The organism is Pseudomonas tohonis (assembly GCF_012767755.2).
Classification (GTDB): Bacteria; Pseudomonadota; Gammaproteobacteria; order Pseudomonadales; family Pseudomonadaceae; genus Metapseudomonas; species Metapseudomonas tohonis.
In genome coordinates, this window is sequence record NZ_AP023189.1 from 2386886 (window position 1) to 2409645 (window position 22760).

General features: G+C 69.8%; 7 protein-coding genes. 3 read left to right on the plus strand and 4 right to left on the minus strand.

Annotated features, from left to right (window positions below; genetic code table 11):
* Window positions 1-63: 63 nt before the first annotated feature.
* From HSX14_RS10980 to HSX14_RS10990, 3 genes are all read right to left on the minus strand, one after another.
* On the minus strand, window positions 64-1023 hold the full coding sequence (locus tag HSX14_RS10980) for a FecR family protein (protein WP_173179424.1): 960 nt from the start codon (window positions 1021-1023) through the stop codon (window positions 64-66).
* Window positions 1024-1077: 54 nt separating this feature from the next.
* Entirely contained in the window at window positions 1078-1554 is a 477-nt protein-coding gene (locus tag HSX14_RS10985; RefSeq protein WP_173179426.1) for an RNA polymerase sigma factor, read from the minus strand.
* A 112-nt stretch (window positions 1555-1666) separates the two neighbouring features.
* A complete protein-coding gene (locus tag HSX14_RS10990) occupies window positions 1667-3682 on the minus strand; it encodes a sensor histidine kinase (RefSeq protein ID WP_173179428.1) in 2016 nt (671 codons plus the stop codon).
* Window positions 3683-3940: 258 nt separating this feature from the next.
* On the opposite strand from HSX14_RS10990, the gene HSX14_RS10995 reads away from it, so the two are divergent.
* Window positions 3941-4627: a response regulator transcription factor gene (locus tag HSX14_RS10995; protein WP_173179430.1), complete on the plus strand. Its 687-nt coding sequence runs from the start codon at window positions 3941-3943 to the stop codon at window positions 4625-4627.
* Window positions 4628-4638: 11 nt separating this feature from the next.
* On the opposite strand, the gene HSX14_RS11000 is transcribed toward HSX14_RS10995, so the two are convergent.
* Window positions 4639-5322, minus strand: coding sequence for a response regulator transcription factor (locus HSX14_RS11000; protein ID WP_173179432.1), 684 nt, complete (start codon window positions 5320-5322; stop codon window positions 4639-4641).
* Between the two features lie 335 nt (window positions 5323-5657).
* Here HSX14_RS11000 and HSX14_RS11005 point away from each other — a divergent pair, with 335 nt between their 5' ends.
* On the plus strand, window positions 5658-7040 hold the full coding sequence (locus HSX14_RS11005; protein ID WP_173179434.1) for a TolC family protein: 1383 nt from the start codon (window positions 5658-5660) through the stop codon (window positions 7038-7040).
* A 102-nt stretch (window positions 7041-7142) separates the two neighbouring features.
* Window positions 7143-22703 carry a Calx-beta domain-containing protein gene (locus HSX14_RS11010; RefSeq protein ID WP_173179436.1) on the plus strand — a complete coding sequence of 5187 codons (15561 nt, stop codon included), beginning with the start codon at window positions 7143-7145 and terminating at the stop codon, window positions 22701-22703.
* Window positions 22704-22760 lie beyond the last annotated feature (57 nt).

Here is a 22760-nt window from a genome sequence, read left to right on the forward strand (position 1 = left end):
ATTCACTGCCGATACAACGGGCGAGACCGGGACACCCCTCAAGGATTTTTCATTTTTTTTGCATCAGCGATGCAACACCACCGCCAACCCGGGGATCTGGGTGGTCTTCAGGCCCAGTTCGGTGCTCAGGGCGCTGAGCACCGCGTGGGGGTCGCTGGCGCGGAAGGTGCCGGAAATACGCTGGTTGCGCAGGCCTTCATCGAGCAGCACGACGGGCGGATGGCCGAGGTGCTGGAGGCTGTCGAGCACCTCGCCGAGGCTGGCGCGATCGAAGATCAGCAGCCCGCGTTGCCAGGCCAGGGCGCGGTCGCTGTTGACCGTTTCCGGGCCATGCAGGCCGGTGCCGTCGAGGCTGGCCTGCTGGTTGGGGACCAGGGTGACGAGCGAGTCGGCGGCGGTGCCGCGCACTTCGACCCGGCCACGGCTGACCGTGACCCGCTCGGCCTGGCCGGTGGCGTCGACGGCGAAGGCGGTGCCGAGCACCCGGGTGCGCAGCCCCGGGCTTTCCACCACGAAGGGGCGGTTGGCGTCGTGGCTGACGTCGAACCAGGCGCGGCCGCGCAGCAGGGTGACGCGGCGCTCGCCCGGGCTGAAGTGCAGGTCCAGGGCGCTGTCGGCATCCAGCAGCACGTGGCTGCCGTCGGCCAGGGTCAGTTGCTGTTGGGTGCCGGGGGCGCTGGCGTAATCGGCCGCGTAGCGTTGCAGCAGGCCGGGGTCGCGCCAGAACAGCGTGCCCACCGCCAGGCCGAGCACGCAGGCAGCGGCGAGTGCCGGCCAACGCTGGCCTCTCACCGAGCGGCGGTGCCAGCCATCGCCGGCGAGCTGCCGCGCGGGCTCGCCGAGTTTCTGCCAGAGCCGCTCCACCGCCTGGAAGGCTTCGGCGTTGGCCGGTTCGCTGTCCAGCCATCGGCGGAAGTCCATGCGTTCGCTCGCCGACAACTGCGGGTTCTGCAGGCGCACGTACCAGCGGGTCGCCGTGTCCTGGCGATCCTGCCGTGCTTGCTGTTCGGGCAAGGTCTTCACTCTGCTTGCGTTCCACGAATCGAGGGGGCTGTCAGTACAAGGTGCGACACCAGGTCAGCCCTCCGTGCGCTGGCAATGCTGGAGGACGCGGATGATGTCCTTCTCCACCGTGCTCAGAGAGACCCCGAGCCGCTCGGCGATGCTCGCATAGGAAAGGCCATCGACGCGACTGAGCAGGAACACTTGCTGGCAGCGACGGGGCAGCCCTTGCAGGCGGCGCAGCAGGTGTTCGAATTCCTGGTGCGCTTCGGCTTGCTGCTGCAGGTCGATGGTGTCGTCTTCGTCGCTCTGTTCCCGGGCATGGCGGCTGCGCACCTGGCGTGCCCGCAGGTGGTCCAGGGCAAGGTTTTGCGCGGTGCGGAACAGCAGGCTGCGGTCGCCATCGCCGAGCTCCCGGTCCCAGAGCCGCAGGAAGGTGTCCTGGGCGAGGTCCTCCGCCGTGCTGCGGTCACCGACGATGCGTCGGATCAGCTGCAGCAGCCGGTTCTGCTCGCGCAGGTAGAGGGCCAGGAAGGGCGACGACTTGCTCATGGGCGGGCAGGCGACGGTTCGGTGGATGAAGGGAGTGCGAGATTAATGCGTATGCAATCACTTCTCAATTACATCCTTGTACACCCCCCACCGCCTCGCCGGCCCTGCGGATTCAGCCGGCTTGCCGCCCCTGTGGCTCCAGCGGCAGGCTTAGGCGGAAGCAGATGGGCGCGTCCTTGCCGGTGCTTTCCAGGGCGATCTCGCCACCGTGCAGGGCCGCGATGCGCTTGACCAGGTAGAGGCCGAGGCCGGCGCCGGGGGATTGCTGGGCCTGGCTGCCGCGGAAGTATTTCTGGAACAGCAGCGGCGCCTGTTCGCGGGGGATTTCCGGGCCTTCGTTGACCACGCGGATGTCGAGCATCCCCGCGTCCGTGCGCTCGCGCACGTCGAGGCGGATGACGCTGTCGGCCGGGGCGTGGCGGTCGGCATTGGCGATCAGGTTGCGCAGGGCGATGCGGGTCAGGCCGGTGTCGCAATGCAGCGTCTGGCGCTGACTGTGGTACTCGATGCGGGTGCGTCCGGGGGGCACGTCGCTGGTGCTGCGCGCCAGCAGCTCGGGCAGGTTCTCTTCGGTGCGGCGCAGCTCGGTGCTGGTCTCGGCCATGCGGTCGTGGTTGAGGTAGTTGTCCACCAGGGTCAGCAGGCGGGTGGTGGACTCGCGGATGTTCTGGCAGCGCTGCTCGTTGCGCTCGGGGGCGCTGCCGAGGTTGCGGGCGATCTGCTGGGCCGAGGTGGCGATGATCGCCAGCGGCGTGCGGAATTCGTGGGAGACCATCGCCACGAAGTCGCGCTGCTCCTCGCGGATGCGCTGCTCCTGGCGCAGCAGCTCGCGCAGCTCGCCCTCCAGCTCGGTGCGCCGGCGGATCTCGTCGCGCAGTTCCAGGGTGCGGGCGTCGATCTGGCGTTCGAGGTGGGCGTTCTGGTCCTGCAGCACGTGCTTGAGCCTGCTCTCGGCGCGGCTCTTTTCGTCCTTCAGCTTCCGGTAGTGATTGATGATGCGCATGCTCATCAGCAGCATGTGCAGCAGGGTGCCGAGCGCGGCGGCGTTGTCGGTGGCGAAGGAGGTGGGGACGATGCCGAGGTTGCGCAGGAAGCTGACGATCACCCCGGCGTAGTAGATGCCGAAGATGAGCAGGAACACCCGCGCCGAGGCATGGCCCTGGAACAGCATGCGCACGGCCATGCCGATCAGCAGCGGGATGGTCAGCAAGGAGGCGATCTGCACCAGCGGTGCGCCGGTCTGGTAGTGCCCGGCGAGCACCGCCGTGGCGGAGGCGAGGCCGATGACCACGCTGAGCACCGTGAGCACGCGCCGCAAGCTCACCATGTCCCTGGGCCTCAGCTGGCGCTGGGCGAAGATGAAGCCGAGCGGCAGGCTGGCGGCCAGGCCGCAGCCCAGCATGCGGTCGCTGATGCTCCCGGGGATGCCGAAGACCTGTTGCGGCAACCCGTAGCTGAGGCTCTCGATGGCGATGCAGCAGCTCACGTAGATCAGGTACCAGCCGCTTTCCGGCGCGCGGGTCATGCGCCAGAACACGCTGTGGAAGACGATCAGCGCGAGGTAGATGCCGAAGTACAGGCCCGAGCCCAGGTATTCCACGCGGGTGCGGTCGCCGAACTCGGCGGTGGGCATCAGGCGCACGCTCACCGACATGGCGTTGCGCGCCTCCAGCCGCAGCAGCAGCCAGCGCGGCTGGTCGGGCTGCAGGGTGAGGGCGAAGGAGGGCGTGCGGTAGTCGACTTCCCAGTTCTTGCGGTTGATGGATTCGCCGCCCTGGACCACCCGGGGCGCGCCGCCCGTCTCGTAGTCATAGAGGGTCACGCCGTCGATCAGGGCGTTGTTCAGGGTCAGCATCCAGCGCTCGGGTGATTCGGGGCCGGCCTGCACCTGCAGGCGCAGCCAGATCACGCTGCGGGTGAAGCCGGCATTCAGCGCACCGGGCAGCGCCTTCCAGCCTTCGGCCTGCATGGCGCCAGCGGCGTCGAGGCGGCCATCGGGGTCGTCCAGGCGCTCCAGGTAGCCCCGGGTGCCGTGCGTGCGCTCGCCCAGTTGCAGGGTGTCGGCGCCTGCCTGCCAGGGCAGCAGCAGGCACAGGCAGAACAGCAGGAAGTGCAGGGGACGGGTCATCGCTCGGCGCCGGGGCTTTTCGGAAGCCGGGGATTCTAACCGGGCTGCGGCGCGATTCGCTGCGCCGCTCAGATTTGCTCGGTTTTGCCGGGGCCTGCATGGGGTACGGTGCCGCCGTGTTTCGGGCGTGCGGCCGCCGGAACGCCGTTCGTCAGCAAGGGGCCGCAAGGGTGGATCGTCGTGCAAGAACACAGCCGGGCAAACTCGCCGATATCCGTCCTGCGCATGGCTGGCGGGGCCGCCGCATCGCTCGCGCACATGCGCCTTCTGGTGGTGGAGGCCGCGCCGGACAGCCAGCCGGACCTGTGCCTGCGCCTGCTCGGCAAGGTCGGCTTTGTGACCATGAGCACCGTCGGTTCCCTGCAGGACGCCGAAATCGCCCTGTTCGGGCCGCACATCGTCCTGCTGGAACTGGAGGGGGAGGGCCGGGCCGGGCTCGAGCTGGCCGCCCGCATCCGTAACCTGTGGCCGGGCATCGGGTTGATCCTGCTCACCGAGCCCGGCCGGCTCGACCAGCGCCTGGCGGGCTACACCCTGGGGGCCGACCACTGCCTGGGCCGTGCCGTGGCGGAAGACGAACTGCTGTCGGCCATGGAGGCGCTGATGCGGCGCCTCGACATGCAGGCCGCACCGCTGGGCGACTGCTGGGTGATCGACGCGAAACGGCAGGCGCTCAGCGCACCGGACGGCCAGCAACTGGAGCTGAGCCGCAAGGAATGCCGGATCCTGGGGCTGCTGCGGGAGGCGCCGGAACAGACCGCCAACCGCCGCGTGCTGGCCGAAGGGCTGGGCGAGGACTACCTGACCTACGACGAGCGCCGCCTGGAGGCCATCGTCAGTCGCCTGCGCCGCAAGATCGCCGGGCTCGATGGTGCGCCAGCGCCCATCCGCTCGCTGCGCAACCAGGGGTATGCATTCATCGGTCGCCTGCTCTGCGTGGGCTGATCCCGGGCCGCTCAGGCGACGATGCGCACCTTCTCGTAGAAGCAGTAGCCGGTGTTGCGCAGGGTCTTGAGCGGCAGTTCCAGGCCGGCGGCCTGCTCCACGTTACGGCGCAGGCGGCGGATCTGCGTGTCCAGCCGGCGCTGGTCGTAGGTCATGTAGTCCTCGTCGAGGGCGCGGACGATCTCGCGCCGCGAGACGATGTCACCGGCGCGCTGCATCAGGCACTGCAGCACCAGCATGTCCTGGTGCGACAGGCGCAGGCGCTGCTGGTTGGGCGTGCGCAGCTGGCGCGAGGCCAGTTCCAGTTCCCAGCGGGTGCCGCCGCGTTGCAGGCCGAGGCGTCGACGCAGGGCTTCGAGCACCGCCGTCAGTTCTTCGAGGTCGCAGCCCTTGGCCAGGTAGTGGTCGGCGCCCACGCGAAAGCCGGTGACGCGGTGGTCGGTGGAGCCCCGGGCGGTGAAGGCGACGATGCCGAGGGTGCTGCCGCGTTCGCGCAACTGCTGGATCAGATCGAGGCCGTCGCCGTCCGGCAGGCCCAGGTCGATGACCGCGAGGTGGTGGCGCTGCTCGTCGAAGGCCTCGGCGAAGCTCGCCAGGCTGTTCGCCGGGGTCACGCGGTAACCACTTTCACCGAGGAACTCGCTGAGTTCCCGGGCGAGGATCGGTTCGTCTTCGAGCAGGATCAGATCAATCATTCACGGAGTTCGATACGGCATCTTCCCTGGTGCGAATTCCGCTTTACCTACATCCATTCGGTAAAGCGCTGTCCTTCAAGTGACAACATTTCCTGCAGCTTATCGAACCTTTATGGAGATGGAAAAGCACGGATTCGTGCCGCTCCGCTTGCCCGAGCGCAGCGGCAGGCGGCCGCGTGAGGCCCGTTCCAGAGCGCCGCAAGCGGTGGATAAAGGGCGCGCGAGGGGGTGAATGTCAGCATTTGTCAGTTTCGCGAGGTGGCATAAAGCTACCATCGCGATGCCCGGTGCCCTGCCGCCGGACCATCACGATGACCTGTAGCGGTGAGCCCTCCATGCTTTCTACTTTGAAACCCGTCCTTCAAGCGCGGCGAGAGTTGCTCGCCACCTGCCTGCTGCTGTGCTCGGCGAATGCATCCGCGGAACAGGGGTTCGCCGACAGGCTCGAACGCATCCTGCGCGAGCACCAGCTGGTGCGCATGGTCGATGCCGACGTCGAGACCGCCCGCGAGCAGGTCGCCGTCGAGAAGACCGCCTATTTCCCCAAGCTCACCGTCAACGGCAGCGCCGGCAAGCAGCACATCGACCGTGAAAACGGCGGCAACGGCAGCTATGACCCGTCCGAGGCCAGTGTCGGCATCAACCAGCTGATCACCGACTTCGGCGCCACCTCGTCCCGCGTGCAGGCCGCCAAGGTGGTGCTGGTCAAGGAAGAGGCCGAGCGCGAGCTGCAGGTGCAGAACCTGACCCTGGCCGCCATCGAGGCGCAGCTGCAGGTGATCCAGGCCCAGCGCACCCAGGCCTACGCCCGCCAGTCCGAACAGAACATCAAGCAGCAGACCTCCCTGGAGAACGCGCGCATGGAGGCGGGCCGCGGCTACGCCACCGACGTGCTGCAGGCCAAGTCGCAGCTGGCCGGTGCCGAGGCGCGTCGCGTCATGGCCGACAGCCGCATGCGTGAAGCGCTGAACCGCTACCGGGTGATCTTCGGCGAGGCCGCCATCGCAGCCGACAGCCTGGAGGGCCTGGCCATCCCCGGTGCGCGCCTGCCGGCCTCCGAGGTGGACATCATCGAAAGCGTGCGCCAGCAGAACCCCGACGTGCTGGCCGCCATCAAGCGTGCCGAGGTGACCCTCGCCGAGCGCGACGCCGCCCGCAGCAAGGAGCTGATGCCGCGCCTGTCGTTCCGCCTGAGCCAGGCCCACTTCGACGATTACGACGGCTCCCCGGGCCGCCGCGACGACACCAAGGCCATGGTCAACTTCGACTGGCAGTTCGACCTCGGCATGCGTGCCGACCACGTCACCCGTGCCGCCGACCAGGCTGTGCTGAGTGCCGAGGAGAAGGCCGACTACGTGCGCATCCAGGCCATCGAGGAAGCCCGCAACGCCTGGGACTCCTGGCAGACCTCCCGCGAGCGTTCCGAGCACCTGCGCAACCAGGTGAACATCGCCGAGAGCTTCCTCGACCTGGCGCGCAAGGAGCGCGAGATGGGCCGCCGTTCACTGCTGGACATCCTCAACGGCGAGATCGGCCTGATCAACGCCCAGAGCGACGCGACCGCCGCCGGTATCGACGAGATCATCGCCGCCTACCGCCTGCTGCGCGCCACCGGCCGCCTCAGCCCCGAGCTGTTCCGCCAGCCCGGCATCGTGCTCCCGGCCGAGCGGGCGCTGCCCGTGGCCGCCCTCGATGCCGGCCAGGCCGACGCCCGCTGAGGCCCGTTGCACGACCGATCCGTCCAGCGCACGCACCTGTCCCGGGTGCGTGCGCGTTTTTCCCCGTACAGGTTGTAAACAGCATCCGCAGGAGTAGCCGAGATGGCTGAATTGACGAGCGCGCAGATCGAAACCCTGGTACGTGCCGTTCAGGTGGTCACGGACTTCCTGACCGGCCATGCGCCCGCCGAGGTCACCTCGCTGGAGCAGGCCCTGCAGACCATGCATGACATGCTCCTGGCCGCCGGCGTACCGCTGCAGATGGCCGCCGCGTTGCGCCAGGCCGTGGCGGCCCAGGCCAACGCCGCTGCCGCCGGCACCGGCGCGGTGGATGCCTCTGCCTGGGTCGGGGCCTGGCTCGCGGATGCCCAGCTCCCGGCCCAGCCGGATGCACCGGCGGAGCGCCACGACGGCGTTCAGGCGCTGGAGGCGACCCGGTTCCCCGGCCAGCCGGACGGCTCGACCATTCCCGGCCCGGCGCCCTTCGACAGCACCTACCGCCCCGAGATCACCGGCCTGTTCGGCCAGGACATCGACCTCGACCGGCCTAACGTCACCTTCCGACCCGAGCAGGCCGCGCTCACCGGCGACATGACCGGTAGCGGCATGCTGCCGCCCGGCGTCCCGCCGGAGCTGGCCATGCTCAACCTCGACGGCATGGGCCCGGGCCTGCTCGGCGGTGTCAGCTCCGGCATCGGCACCGGTGCGGCCAGCCAGGGCACCTCGGGCGTGGCCGGCGGTGGCCTCGGCGTGTTCCCCAACCTGCGGGGCGACACCGGCATCGGCAGCAGCCTGGCTGCCGGCACCAACAGCGAGCTGCCGGCGGGCTTCGAGCCGCCGGCCGCACCGACCCTGACCGGCGAGACCAGCGAGCCGGCCTCGGTACTCAGCGTGGCCGGCGCCCCCGAGGTGCTCGAAGGCGACGACGGCGACACCCTGGTGCTGGTGTTCACCGTCAGCCGCAGCGGCGGCACCGGCGCCAGCCAGGTGCAGTGGAACCTCTCAGGCCTGGACCCGGCCCTGTTCGGCGGCAACCTGCCGGGCGGCCTGCTGGCCTTCGCCGAAGGGCAGATGAGCCAGGAGATCCGCATCGAGGTGCCCGGCGACTACCTGGCCCAGGGCGACCGCAGCGCCACCGTGACCCTCAGCGGCCCCAGCGCCGGCAGCCAGCTCGGCCAGCCCAGCGCCAGCACCCAGATCCTCGACAACGAAGCCACCGTCAGCATCGTCGCCACCCGCGTGCAGGTGCTCGAAGGCGACGAGGGCGACCAGCAACTGCTGACCTTCGTGATCACCCGTGACAACGGCCGCGCCCCCGCCACCGTCGACTGGAGCGCCAGCGGCCTGGACGCCGCCGACATCGGCGGCCCGCTGCCCTCCGGCAGCCTGGTCTTCGGCGTCGGCGAGGTGAGCAAGACCATCACCATCCCGCTGCTGGGCGACCGCGTGGTCGAGCCCAGCGAAGTGCTCACGGTCACCCTGGGCAACCCCAGCGCCAACCTCATCATCGGCACCGCCAGCGCCAGCACCACCGTGGTCAACGACGACGGCCTGGTGTCCATCCGTGCCAACCAGGCCCAGGTCACCGAGGGCGACAGCGGCACCACCACCACGGTCAGCTTCACCGTCACCCGTACCGATTCCCAGACCGCCGGCTCGGTGCGCTGGTCGGTCAGCGGTGTCGATGCCGACGACATCGTCGAAGGCATCGACGGCGGCATCCTGGAGTTCGCCGCCGGCGAGACCAGTCGCGACATCGTCCTCACCGTGCGCGGCGACCGCGACGTGGAGGAGAACGAGACCCTCACCGTCAGCCTGCAGAGCGACCAGAGCAACCTGCGCGTCTCCGGCGGCAGCGCCAGCACCCAGATCGTCAACGACGACACCGGCGTCAGCCTGCGCGGCGTGACCATGGACGTGGTCGAGGGCGGGCAGGGCCAGCAGACCGCGATCACCTTCCTGGTGACCCGCTCCGAGCTGCTGGGCCAGGACCTCACCATCGACTGGCGCTTCGTCCGGGTCGGCGCCCACGCCGCCGACGCCAACGACTTCGTCGCCGGGCAGAACCAGCTCGGCATGGCCGACGGCATGCCCAGCGGCAGCGTCACCTTCGCCGCCAACGAGACCCAGAAGCTGGTCACCGTCTGGGTCAAGGGCGACAACCTGGCGGAAACCGACGAAACCTTCGGCATCGTGCTGCACAACCCGCCGGCCGGCGTGCAGGTCATCAACGGCGAGGCCTACGGCACCATCCGCACCGACGAGTCCACCTACAGCATCGAGGCGCTGACCGCGTCCACCACCGAGGGCAACGGCACCGGTGGCGTGCAGGCCTTCGTCATCACCCGCACCGGCAACACCAGCGGCGCCGGGCAGGTCGGCTACCAGATCGCCGGCTATGGCGAGCTGCCGGCCGACGTCAACGACTTCGCCGCCGACCAGCCCATGAGCGGCGTCGTGCAGTTCGCCGCCGGCGAAAGCAGCAAGGTCATCTACGTGCGCCTCAACGGCGACAGCCTGATCGAGGGCACCGAGAGCTACACCGTGGCGCTGCAGGCCCAGGACGCCAACAGCCAGATCGACGTCGGCGCGGCCCTGGCCAGCATCGACCCGGACGACCAGGCGGTGTCCATCAGCGCGCGCACCGCCAACGTCCGCGAGGGCACCAGCGCCGCTCCGGTCCTGGAGTTCGTGGTCACCCGCACCGGCGAGCTGTCGCTGCCGGGCAGCGTGCAGTGGCACGTGCAGGGCTACGGCAACAACCCGGTGGACGCCGCCGACTTCGGCGGCACCCTGCCGTCCGGCACCGTCGAGTTCGCCGCCGGCCAGAGCAGCGCGGTGATCCGCTTCAGCCCCACCCCGGACAGCCACTACGAGCCCACCGAGGGCCTGCAGGTGGTCATCAGCACCAGCACCCCGGGCATGAGCGTGATCCAGGATCGCGCCACCGGCAGCCTGATCAACGACGATGCGCGCCTCTCCCTCGACGGCAGCGGCCTGACCGCCGCCGAAGGCAACAGCGACACCCCGCGCCAGCTCAACTTCACCGTGCAGCGCCAGGGCGACCTGACCCAGAGCGTCAGCGTCGACTGGCGCGTGGTGTTCGGCAGCGACGCCGACTCCGCCAGCCTCGCCGACTTCCTCTCCGGCACCGCCTTCAGCGGCACCCTGGAGTTCGGCCGTGGCGTGCAGAGCCTGGTGGTGACCCTGCCGCTGTCCCCGGACAACGTGCTGGAGGCCAACGAAACCTTCCAGGTGGTGCTGAGCAACCCCAGCGCCGGCGCCGAGATCTCCGTCGGCCAGGCCACCGGGGTGATCCGCAACGACGACGTGGTGTTCAACCTGCTGCCCCAGGCCGACAGCTTCGAAGGCAGCGGCGGCACCCGTGAGCTGCGCTATGTGGTCGAACGCAGCGGCGATCTCGCCGGCAGCGACAGCATCACCTGGAGCCTCGCGCCCGGCGCCCTCAACGGCGTCGACGGCAGCGACTTCGTCGGCGGCGTGCTGCCTTCCGGCACCCTGGTGTTCGCCGCGGGCGTCGATCGCCTGGAGATCGTCCTGCACATCGCCACCGACTCGCAGCTGGAGGGCGACGAGAGCTTCGTCCTCAGCCTCGGCACGCCGAACCCCGGCGCCACCGTGGGCAACGGCAGCATCAACGGCCAACTGCTCAACGACGACCAGCAGTTCTCCATCCAGGCCCAGGCCTCCAGCGTCAGCGAAGGCGGTGACGGCCAGGTGGCCCAGCTGAGCTTCGTGGTCAACCGCAGCGGCTACCTCGGCGGCACCGGCAGCGTCGCCTGGCGCGTGGTGGGCGAGGGCGGCAACCCGGTGGACGGCGCCGACTTCGTCGGGGGCGTGCTGCCCGGCGGCATTCTCAACTTCACCAGCGGCGCCACCAGCCAGACCATCACCCTGCAGGTGGCCGGCGACTACCACCTGGAGGCCAGCGAAGGCCTGCGCGTGGAGCTCTACGACCCGGCGACCGGCTCCAGCCTGGGCACCGCCACGGCGTCGGCCACCGTCACCAACGACGACACCGGCCTCTCCATCGCCACCACCCGCAGCGGCCTGGCGGAAGGCGACAGCGGCACCGTCATCCATGAATTCACCGTGACCCGCTCCGGCGTCACCAGCGGCACCACCACCGTGGACTGGAGCCTTTCCGGCCAGGTGGACGCAGCCGACTTCGCCGGTGGCGTGCTGCCGGCCGGCACCCTGACCTTCGCCCCGGGCGAGACCAGCAAGGTGATCCAGGTCGCCGTGCGCGGCGACCGTGATGTCGAGGGCGACGAAGCCTTCACCGTCACCCTGGGCAACGCCAGCGGCCACGCCGAGATCATCACCGGCCAGGCCCAGGGCAGCGTCGTTTCCGACGACGTGGGCATCAGCATCCAGGCGCAGCAGGCCGAGGTGGCCGAAGGCGCCACGGGCGAGACCCAGGTCCTGCGCTTCACCGTCACCCGCAGCGGCGACCTGTCCGGCCCGGTCAGCGTGACCTGGACCGCCAGCGGCCTGCAGGCGGACGACTTCGCCCCCGGCACCGCCCTCAACGGCCTGGTGCAGTTCGCCGCCGGCGAGACCAGCAAGGTGATCGAGCTGACCCTGGCCGGCGACGCCGTGCTGGAAAGCGACGAGACCCTCACCCTGACCCTGGGCAACCCGGCGGAAAACCCCGCCCACGACCAGACCCAGCTGCTCACCGGCAGCGCCAGCACGCTGGTGCGCAACGACGACGTCGGCCTGTCCATGGTCGCCGACCAGGCCAGCGCCGCCGAAGGCGATGCCGGCCAGGAGCGCAGCTTCACCTTCACCGTCACCCGCTCCGGCGACCTGCGCGCCACCAGCGTCGACTGGAAGGTGCAGGTGGGGCAGGGCGTCGACGCCGCCAGCCTCGCCGACTTCATCAGCGGCCAGGACGCCCTGGGCGCGAACGGCGGCCTGCCGTCCGGCACCCTGCAGTTCGCCGAGGGCCAGACCGCCGCCCAGGTCACCGTGCGCGTGTCCGGCGACGGCCACATCGAGCTGGACGAGACCTTCGGCGTCAGCCTGGAGGCCCGTGACGGCAACACCGAACTGACCGTCGGCAGCGCCGACAGCCGCATCGACAACGACGACCTGGGCTTCTCCATCAGCCCGCTCGCCGCCGACAAGGCCGAAGGCCACAGCGGCACCACCGCCTTCACCTTCACCGTGACCCGTGCCGGCGACCTGGGCTCGGCCGCGCTGGTGGACTGGTCCCTGGCCGGCATCGCCAATGCCGCCGACTTCGACGCCAGCACCGGCACCCTGAGCTTCGCCGCCGGCGAGGCCAGCAAGACCCTGACCGTGCTGGTCAAGGGCGACCTGGTGGTGGAAGCCGACGAGGCCTTCAGCGTCAACCTGGGCAACGCCCGCCTGGACGACGGCACCCCGCAGAACGTGGTGGATGGCAGTGCCGAGGGCGTGATCCGCAACGACGACCAGGGCTTCGCGGTGGTCGCCGAGCGCACCACCGTCAGCGAAGGCACCGGCGGCAGCCAGACCGTGATCTACCGCATCGTGCGCAGCGGCGAGCTGTCCGGCAGCGCCACGGTCGACTACGCCGTCAGCGGCGCCAACGGTGGTGACGCCAGCGACACCCTGGGCGGCCTGCCCAGCGGCACCCTGACCTTCGCCCCGGGCCAGTCGGAACTCACCGTCAGCTTCGAGCTGGCCGGCGACAGCCGCGTGGAGGGCAGCGAGGCCTTCACCCTGACCCTGAGCAACCCCAGCGCCGGCCTGGTGACCGGTGCCACGGCCACCACTACGGTGCAGGACGACGACACCAACTTCAGCATCAGTGCCCCGGCCGCGCAGGCCGAGGGCACCCAGGGTGCCTTCACCGACATCACCTTTACCGTGACCCGCAGCGGCCTGAGCAATGCCGCCGGCTCCGTGCAGTGGCGCCTGAAGAGCGCCACCGGCCTGGACACCGCCGACTTCGCCAGCGGCCAGGACGGCAACGGCAACAACGGCGGCCTGCCCAGCGGCACCGTGACCTTCGCCGCCAACGGCAGCGACACCCAGACCATCACCATCCGCGTGCGCGGCGACAACCTGGTCGAGGCCGACGAACTGCTCCAGGTGGAGCTGTTCAACCCGCAGGGCGGCACCGTCGAGGCGGGGCAGGGCAGCGCCAGCACGCGCATCCTCAACGACGACGCCAGCTTCGCCATCGCCGCCGATGCCGCGAGCCTCGCCGAAGGCAACAGCGGCGAGCGCCTGGTGAGCTTCACCGTGACCCGCAGCGGTTCGCTGTCCGGCAGCCGCGACCTGACCTGGACCCTCGGCGGCGGCCTCGACGCCAGCGACCTGGGCGCCGGCCAGGGCAGCACCGGCACCGTCAGCTTCGCCGACGGCCAGGCCACCGCCACCGTGGTCATCCGCGTCAAGGGCGACTCGCAGTACGAGGGCGACGAAGCGGTCACCGTGACCCTGTCCAACCCGCCGGCCAACAGCAGCATCAGCACCGCCAGCGCCACCACCACCCTGACCAACGACGACGCCACCCTGAGCATCGGTGCGTTGTCGGCGGACAAGGGCGAGGGCAACAGCGGCTATGTGGACTTCACCTTCAGCGTCAGCCGTGGCGGCTACCTGAACCAGGCCAGCAGCGTGCAGTGGCGCGTCGACCCGAGCGTGGCCAACGCGGTGGACGGCGCCGACTTCTACGGCAGCCAACCGGGCGGTGTGCTGCTCGATGGCGACGGCATCCCCTACGGCACCCTGACCTTCGCCGCCGGCGAGAACAGCAAGACCATCACCGTGCGCATCGCCGCCGACAGCAAGCTGGAGGCCAACGAGGTGCTCAAGCTGGTGCTGGAGAATGCCTCCGCCGGCACCGAGATCACCACCGGCAGCGCCACCGGCACCGTGCGCAACGACGACGCCGAGCTGAACATCACCGCCGGCACCACCAGCCGCAGCGAAGGCGACGGCGCCCATGGCACCGGCGCGCCCTTCACCTACACCGTGACCCGCACCGGCAACCTGGACCAGGCCAGCACGGTGAACTGGAGCGTCCAGCACCTGGACACCAATGCCGCCGACTTCACCAACGGCTCGGCCTACCTGACGCCCTCCGGCACCCTGAGCTTCGCCGCTGGCGAGAGCAGCAAGACCATCACCGTCTACGCCTACGGCGACACCGGCGTGGGCAGCATCGAGGGCAACGAGCGCTTCAACCTGGTGCTCAGCGGCGCCAGCAGCGGCACCTCCATCGGCGCCAACGGCAGCTACCAGAGCACCATCGCCAACGATGACACCCGCGTCACCGTCGAGTGGGTCCAGGCCAGCCAGGCCGAGAAGGTGGCCGGCGAGAACACCACCTACACCATCACCCTGACCCGCAGCGGCGACCTGGCCAAGACCTCCACGGTCAACTGGAGCACCACCGGCCAGGACGTCTGGTCCTACAGCAACGGCCGCTGGGAATACGCGGCCGACGGGGCCGACTTCAATGGCGGCACCCTGCCGTCGGGCAGCGTGACCTTCGCCAGCGGCGAGACCAGCAAGACCATCACCCTCACCGTGCGCGGCGACGACACGGTGGAGGACGACCAGTGGTTCAAGGTGCTGTTCAGCAATGCGGGCGGCATCGACGAGCTGGTGGCGCCGCAGACCGGCAGCCAGAACATCTACACCAGCGACACCACGCTGCAGACCAACACCAGCGCCAGTGGCGTGTACCTGTTCGGCGAGATCCAGCGCGACGAGGCGGAGTTCTACATCCAGGACACCCCCACCACCGGGCGCACCCGCGTCGAGGGCGACACGGTGGCCGACGGCGGCAGCGCGGCCGATGGCTACATCGAACACACCTTCGCCGTGTACCGCACCGTTTCCACCTCCGGCACCGCCTGGGTGGACTGGGCCGTGCAGACCAGCGTCAGCGGCTACACCGCCACCGACGCCAGCGACTTCTGGAACAACACCGTGCCGTCCGGCCGCGTGGAGTTCGTCGATGGGCAGTCGGTGGCCTACGTCACCATCCGCACCAAGGTGGACGACGCCGGCGAGCAGGACGAGGCCTTCCGCCTCTACCTCACCCAGGCCAGCCCGGGCAGCAGCATCCAGGGCGGCTCCAGCGCCAACCCCGGCTACGTCAACAACCACGTGGTGCTGCAGAACGACGACACCCGCTTCGACGCCAGCGTGGCGCATGTCAACGAAGGGCAGGACCTCGTCTACACCATCACCCGCAGCGGCGACCAGCGCGGCACGGATTCGGTGGACTGGTCCATCCAGCTGGGTGGCTCCGAGAGCACCAACGAGACCAACAACACCCGCAGCACCTGGTACAAGCTCGACCCCGCCGACCTGGACATGGACTGGATCCTGGCCAACAACCCGGGCCTGTCGTGGAACGCCGGCACCCGCACCCTGAGCGGCAGCTTCACCTACACCGACGGCGAGCTGACCAAGACCATCACCCTGCGCACGATCAACGACGGCCTCGCCGAGACCTGGCGCGAGGAAGCCACCCTGGTGCTGGGCAACCCGCAGAACCTGGACGGCGACATCGAGACGCCCTCCATCGGCTCCAGCGCCACGGGCCGCGTCTACGACGACGAGCCGGCCGCATTGCTGGGCGTCAGCGCCGGCAGCACCCAGGTGTTCGAGGGCAGCGCCGCCAGCACCAGCGTGACCTTCACCATCACCCGCACCGTGCAACCCGGCGGCAGCATCGACTACGCCAGCACCGTGGCCTGGCAGATCGTCGGCAACAACATCAACTGGGGTGGCAACAACGGTGGCCAGGTGAGCGGCTATGGCGGCAACACCGTCTGGTCCAGCTCGCCCTACTACAACACCACCTACGGCGTGGTGAGCTTCGCCGCCGGCGAGACCAGCAAGCAGGTGACCGTGACCTTCGGAGGCGACACCGTGATCGAGCCGGACACCGGCCTGACCATGACCCTGCTGGACCCGCGGACCGCCTACGACAACGGGTTCATCAGCGGCAGCTACCGCGACGAGTACGGCCCCACCAACATCGACCCCGCCCAGGCCAGCGCCAGCACCACGCTGCGCAACGACGACATCCGCCTGTGGATGGGCAGCTTCGGCAACACCACCCCGAGCGTCGCCGGCTACGAAGGCCAGCCGCTGAACTTCACCCTGGTCCGCTCCGGCCGCCTGGATAACGACATCACGCTGAACTACACCCTGACCAACGGCAACACCAACAGCGCCGACTTCGTCAGCACCAGCGGCACCATCACCCTGGCCGGTGGCCAGAGCAGCTACGCCATTTCCCTGGCCAACCTGCTCAAGCTCGACGGCAGCATCGAGAGCACCGAGGGCTTCACCCTCAACCTCAGTGCGCCGGGCGACACCACCGGGTCCACCGTGCGCTTCGGCGTCGACTCCATCGCCGCCAGCACCGCCACCAGCATGAGCGTCGGCGGCACGCTGTACGACGGCGACACCGCCTACAGCATCACCCCCACCGCCACCAGCCTGGCGGAAACCGGCGCCGGCCAGTCCGCGACCTTCTCGCTGAACGTGGTGCGCAGCGGCTACACCGGCTCCGGCACGGTGAAATGGCGCGTGGAGGGCATCGGCGGCAACCCGGCGGACGCGGCCGACTTCACCGGCGGCGTGCTGCCCAGCGGCACCCTGGGCTTCGCCGATGGCGTCAACACCGGCACCATCACCTTCAGCGTGCGCGGCGACGGCGCGGTGGAGGCCAACGAGACCTTCCGCGTGGTGTTCTACGAGGAGACCCTCAACGGCCCGGGCGTGACCCGCAGCCTGTCGCAGAACAGCGCGACGCTGACCATCACCAACGACGACACCGGCATCAGCATCGCCGACGCCTCGATCACCGAGAGCGACGCCAACCAGGTGCTGACCTTCACCGTCACCCGTTCCGGCGTGACCAGCGGCAGCTCGTCGATGAGCTGGTCGCTGCTGCACGACAGCACCAGCGCCGCCGACTTCAGCGGCGCCACCAGCGGCACCCTGAGCTTCGCCGCCGGCGAGACCAGCAAGACCATCAGCGTCACCGTGGTCGGTGATGTTACGCCCGAGCAGGTGGAGCAGTTCCGCATCGTCCTGGGCAGCTTCAGCGGCGATATCAGCGACCCGATCCGCACCACCGCCACCGGCACCATCCGCAACGACGACGCCACCTTCTCCATCGCGCCGTTGCAGGGGGCGACCAGCGAGGGCCAGGCGCAGACCTTCGTCATCACCCGCAGCCACGGCACCGAGCAGAACCAGACCATCAACTGGCAGATCCTGCTCAACGGCAGCGCCGATGCGGCGGACCTCAATGGCCAGGCGATGTCCGGCTCGGTGACCTTCGCCCCGGGCGAGCTGACCAAGACCATCAGCATCCAGTCCAGCCAGGATGCCGTGGCCGAGGTCGACGAGACCTACAGCGTGCAGATCACCCTGGGCGCCGGCACCACCGGCGACACCATCAGCCAGGGCACGGCCGAGGGCACCATCCTCAACGACGACGCCGCCTTCAACATCAGCGCCGACCAGGTCAGCCGCGCCGAAGGGCAGGGCGGTACCACCGCCTTCACCTTCACCGTGACCCGCACCGGCGACACCAGCGGCAGCGCCTCGGTGGCCTGGCGCCTGGGCTCGAGCGTGGCCAACGCGGCGGACTTCGGCAGCGCCGACCTGCTCGGCGACAACGCCGGCCTGCCCAGTGGCAGCCTGGTGTTCGCCGACGGCGAGTCGAGCAAGACCATCACCGTGCTGGTGAACGGCGACACCCAGGTGGAAGGCGACGAGGCCTTCAACCTGGTGCTGGGCAACGCCAGCGGCGCCCAGATCCAGGCCGGCACCGCCAGCAGCACCATCCTCAACGACGACGCCAGCATCAGCATCGCCGCCACCGACGCCAGCAAGGCCGAAGGCAACGGCGGCATCACCGCCTTCACCTTCACCATCACCCGCAGCGGTTCGCTGGACCAGGCCAAGACCGTCGACTGGGCGGTGGTGGGCAACGGCGCGCACCCGGCCGATGGCAGCGACTTCGCCGTCGGCGTGCTGCCCTCCGGCTCGCTGGTGCTGCCGGCCGGCCAGGCCAGCGTCACCCTCACCATCAACGTGCGCGGCGACCTGCTGGCCGAAAGCGACGAAGGCTTCAGCGTGGTGCTGAGCAACCCGTCCAGCGGCCTGGTGATCGGCCAGGCCAGCGCCGACGGCCTGATCCGCGCCGACGACGTGGTGATCGACGTCGCCGCCCCGGCCGCCCAGGCGGAGGGCGATGACGGCCAGACCACCTGGTTCGACTTCGTGCTCACCCGCAGCGGCAAGCTCAGCGGCACCGAGACCATCAACTGGAGCGTCGCCGGCATCGGCGCCAACCCGGCCTCGGCGGACGACTTCCTGACCACCAGCGGCAGCGTCACCTTCGCCGCCGGCCAGGAGCAGCTGACCATCCGCGTGCCGGTGCGCGGCGACTACAGCGGCGAGGCCAACGAGGACTTCCGCCTCAGCCTGAACAGCGCCGACGGCGTGGTCTTCACCCAGGCCACGGCGGACGCCACCATCGTCAACGACGACGTTTCGGTGACCATCGTCGCCAGCGACGCGCGCCACGTCGAAGGCCATGACGGCCTGCAGACCGTCTACACCTTCACCGTCAGCCGCAGCGGCAACCTGGATCGCGCCACCAGCCTGGACTGGAGCCTGCAGGGCCTGGCCGATGCCGCCGACTTCCTCGGCGGCGTGCTGCCCAGCGGCAGCCTCAGCTTCGCCTCGGGCGACGCAGCCAGCCAGACCATCAGCATCGTGGTCCTCGGCGACCGCACCCTGGAGGGCGACGAGTCCTTCCAGGTGGTGCTGGGTAACGCCTCCGCCGGCACCGACATCAAGGTGGGCAGCGCCACCGGCACCATCGTCAGCGACGACGTGCAGTGGAACCTCGCCGTCGTCGCCACCCCGGTGGAAGGCGACAACGGCTCCACCGGCTACAGCTTCCTGGTCACCCGCACCGGCAGCGGCCTGGCCACCAGCCTGGCCTGGAGCGTCGCCGGCAGCGGCGCCAACCCGGCCTCGGCGGATGACTTCGTCGGTGGCCAGCTACCCTTCGGCGAGCTGACCTTCGCCGAGGGCCAGATGAGCCAGACCGTGATCGTCTGGGTCGCCGGCGACAGCCGCCTGGAAGCGGACGAGGGCTTCACCCTCAGCCTGCAGGCGCCCGGCGACAGCCTCAGCCACACCTTCGCCAACCAGCAGGTGGAGGCGGTGATCCGCAACGATGACGACGTGTTCGCCATCGTCCCGCGCGCCGCCGAGGCCCATGAAGGCACCGCGCTGACCTTCACCGTGACCCGTACCGGCAGCACCGAAGGCACCTCCACCGTGAACTGGCGCATCGTCCACGGCGACACCGATGCCGGCGACTTCAGCGTCACCAGTGGCACCCTGACCTTCGCCGACGGCCAGAGCGAGATGGTGCTGAGCATTCCGGTGCGCAGCGACCGCGACATGGAGCTGGACGAAGGCTTCAGCGTCGAGCTGTACCAGCCGGGTGCCGGCAGCAGCATCGACCCGGCCGGCTCCAGCGCCGCCGGGGTGATCCGCAACGACGACGTCGACCTGACCCTGGCCAGCGTCACCGCCCAGGTGTACGAGGGCGACGCCGGTACGCCGGGCCGCCTGCACTTCACCGTGACCCGCAGCGGCGATTCCAGCGGCGAGACCCGCGTCGACTGGTCCGTGCAGGCCGGCAGCGCCAGCGCCGCCGACTTCCCGGGTGGCGTGCTGCCCAGCGGCCAGCTGGTGTTCGCCGCCGGCGAGACCCACAAGGACATCTACATCGACGTGCTGGGCGACGGCCTGGACGAGGGCGACGAGCAGTTCACCCTGCAACTGTCCAACCCCAGCGCCCATGCCGACATCGTCGGCAACGGCCAGGTCGGCACCCTCCGCAACGACGACGACAGCCTCGCCCTGAGCGCGGTGACCCGCGAAGCGGTGGAAGGCGACGACGGCCTGACCCTGTTCACCTTCCGCATCGACCGCAGCGGCAGCTCGGTGGGCGCCGCCAGCGTCGACTGGCGCGCCGCCGGCGTGGGCGCCCATGCCCTGAGCGACGCCGAGTTCGCCGCCCTCAGCGGCACCGTGCACTTCGCCGATGGCGAGACCAGCAAGACCTTCACCGTGGCCGTGCGCGGCGACGAGCTGGGCGAGGAGGACGAGGGCTTCCAGGTGTGGCTGGAGAACCCGAGCTTCGGTTCCACCATCACCACCGGCCCGGTGGAGTCGGTGGTGCTCAACGACGACCCGGTGCTGTGGATCGCCGCCGACGCCGCCCAGGTGGTGGAAGGCAGCGACGGCCAGCAGACCGCGGTGACCTTCACCGTGACCCGTGGCGGCGACCTCTCCGGCCCGGCGAGCGTGCTCTGGGACCTGGTGCCCAGTGGCGCCAACCCGGTCAACGCCGAGGACTTCGGCGGCATCTTCCTCAGCGGCGTGGTGGCCTTCGGCGCCGGCGAAACCACCAAGACCATCACCGTCTACGTGGATGCCGACACCCTGGGCGAGCGCGACGAGACCTTCTCCGTGGTGCTCAGCGACGCCGAGGGGGCGACCATCCTCACGGGCGAGGCCAGCGTCACCATCGTCAACGACGACCGGGGCCTGAGCATCGCGGTGCTCGGCAGCGACCGCCAGGACGAGGGCAACCAGGGCCAGGTGACCGAGTTCACCTACCGCGTCGAGCGGGTGGGCGACAGCAACGGCAGCGTCAGCGTGGATTGGGCGCTGCAGGGCGCGGGCACCTACCCGGCCAACGCCGGCAGCTTCGTCGGTGGCGTGCTGCCGTCGGGTTCGCTGGTGTTCGCCGACGGCGAGACCTTCAAGGACATCGTCATCCGCGTGCAGGGCGACGACGTGCTCGGCCCGGACCAGGGCTTCGAGGTGGTGCTCAGCGACCCGCAGGGCATCGACCTGATCAACGACCGCGCCAGCGGCACCATCGTCAACGACGACAACCAGTTCGCCATCCGCGTGGTGGACAGCGTGCTGGCCGAGGGCAACGGCGGGGCCACCACCATCTTCCGCTTCACCGTGACCCGCAGCGGCGACACCAGCTCGGCGGCGAACATCGACTGGTCGGTGGCCGGCAGCGGCTCGGCACCGGCGGATGCAGCCGACTTCGTCGGTGGCGTGCTGCCGGGCGGCGTGCTGCAGTTCGCCGCCGGCGAGACCAGCAAGGTGCTGGAAGTGGCGGTGTACGGCGATGACCTGGGCGAGTCCGACGAGCAGTTCACCGTGCAGCTCTCCAGCAGCGGCGGTGGCAGCAGCGTCAACCCGCTGCAGGGCAGCGCCCGCGCCACCATCCAGGGCGACGACGTGGCCCTGACCGTGCTGGCCATGGACAACAGCCGCCTGGAAGGCGGCCCCGGCACCACCACGCCGCTGACCTACCGCATCCTGCGGGCGGGCCCGGACAACGCGGCGCTGACCCTCACCTACAGCATCGCCGGGGCGGTGGACGCCAACGACTTCAACGTACCGCTGACCGGCACCATCACCCTGGCCGCCGGTGTGTCGGAGATGGTGTTCAGCCTGCCGATCCGTGGTGATTCCCTGCGCGAGGGCGACGAGTCCTTCACCCTGACCTTCAGCCACCCGGCCATCGCCGGCGGTTCCACCAGCCTCGGCGGGACCATCCGCGACGACGACCTGGGCCTGGGCATCAGCGGCCCGGACAGCGTGCTGGAGGGCGACGCGGGCACCAGCCTGGTGACCTACCAGGTGACCCGCAATGCCTCGGCCAGCGCCGAGACCTTCTACTGGAGCCTGCAGCCGGGCGCCGGCCAGGGCGTGGACGCCGACGACTTCGGCGGCACCTGGCCGTCCGGCAGCGTGACCTTCGCCGCCGGCAGCACCACCGCGAGCTTCAGCTTCTCGGTGAGCGGCGATCGCGCGGTGGAGGCCGATGAGCTGATGTCCATCGTCCTGCGCTCGGCCGCCAACAGCCCCTATGTGCTGATCAGCAAGGACGTCACCCTGCGCAACGACGATGTCGCCGGTGCCGGCGACGACCTGCTCACCGGCACCGCCGGCGCCGACAACCTCGCCGGCCTGGGCGGCAACGACCGGCTGTTCGGCGGGGCGGGCAGCGACGTGCTCGACGGCGGCGACGGCGACGACCTGCTGGTGGGCGGCAGCGGCGCGGACGTGCTGCGCGGTGGCGCCGGTGCGGACCGCTTCCACTACACCTCGCCGGGCGACGGCATGGACGCGATCCTGGACTTCCAGGCCGGCGTCGACCACCTGACCTTCGACCCGGCGGCCTTCGGCGGGCTGGGCAACCTGACCTCGGTGTCCCAGGCCTTCACGGGGGATGTGATGGACACCCTGGCGCAGCTCGCGGCCCAGGGCAACGCCGATGTCTACCGGGTGAGCTTCGCCTCCGGGCAGTTCCAGTTCGGCACCGGCAGCAACGGCCAGCTCGACGAGCTGGAGGCGATGATCAGCGGCAGTGGCCAGCACAGTGGTTCGGCCTTCTTCCTGATCTCCAACGGCGACGTCACCCGGCTGTACTACGACGCCGACACGGCCAGCGGCACGGACGGCAGCGGCCTGGTCGCGCTGGCCGAACTGGCCAACCAGCCCGATGCGCACAACCTGCCACAGGACGTGATCCAACCCCACACGGTGTGACCCGATCCCCTCCGCGCTGCAACGCGGAGGGGATTTCCGCTTTTACCGAGTAGTACC

Excerpts from the sequence above, each read along its gene's own strand:
- HSX14_RS10985 (WP_173179426.1), bottom strand. The coding sequence starts at position 1,554 with ATGAGCAAGTCGTCGCCCTTCCTGGCCCTCTACCTGCGCGAGCAGAAC.
- HSX14_RS10990 (WP_173179428.1), bottom strand. The coding sequence starts at position 3,682 with ATGACCCGTCCCCTGCACTTCCTGCTGTTCTGCCTGTGCCTGCTGCTG.
- HSX14_RS10995 (WP_173179430.1), top strand. The coding sequence starts at position 3,941 with ATGCGCCTTCTGGTGGTGGAGGCCGCGCCGGACAGCCAGCCGGACCTG.
- HSX14_RS11000 (WP_173179432.1), bottom strand. The coding sequence starts at position 5,322 with ATGATTGATCTGATCCTGCTCGAAGACGAACCGATCCTCGCCCGGGAA.
- HSX14_RS11005 (WP_173179434.1), top strand. The coding sequence starts at position 5,658 with ATGCTTTCTACTTTGAAACCCGTCCTTCAAGCGCGGCGAGAGTTGCTC.
- HSX14_RS11010 (WP_173179436.1), top strand. The coding sequence starts at position 7,143 with ATGGCTGAATTGACGAGCGCGCAGATCGAAACCCTGGTACGTGCCGTT.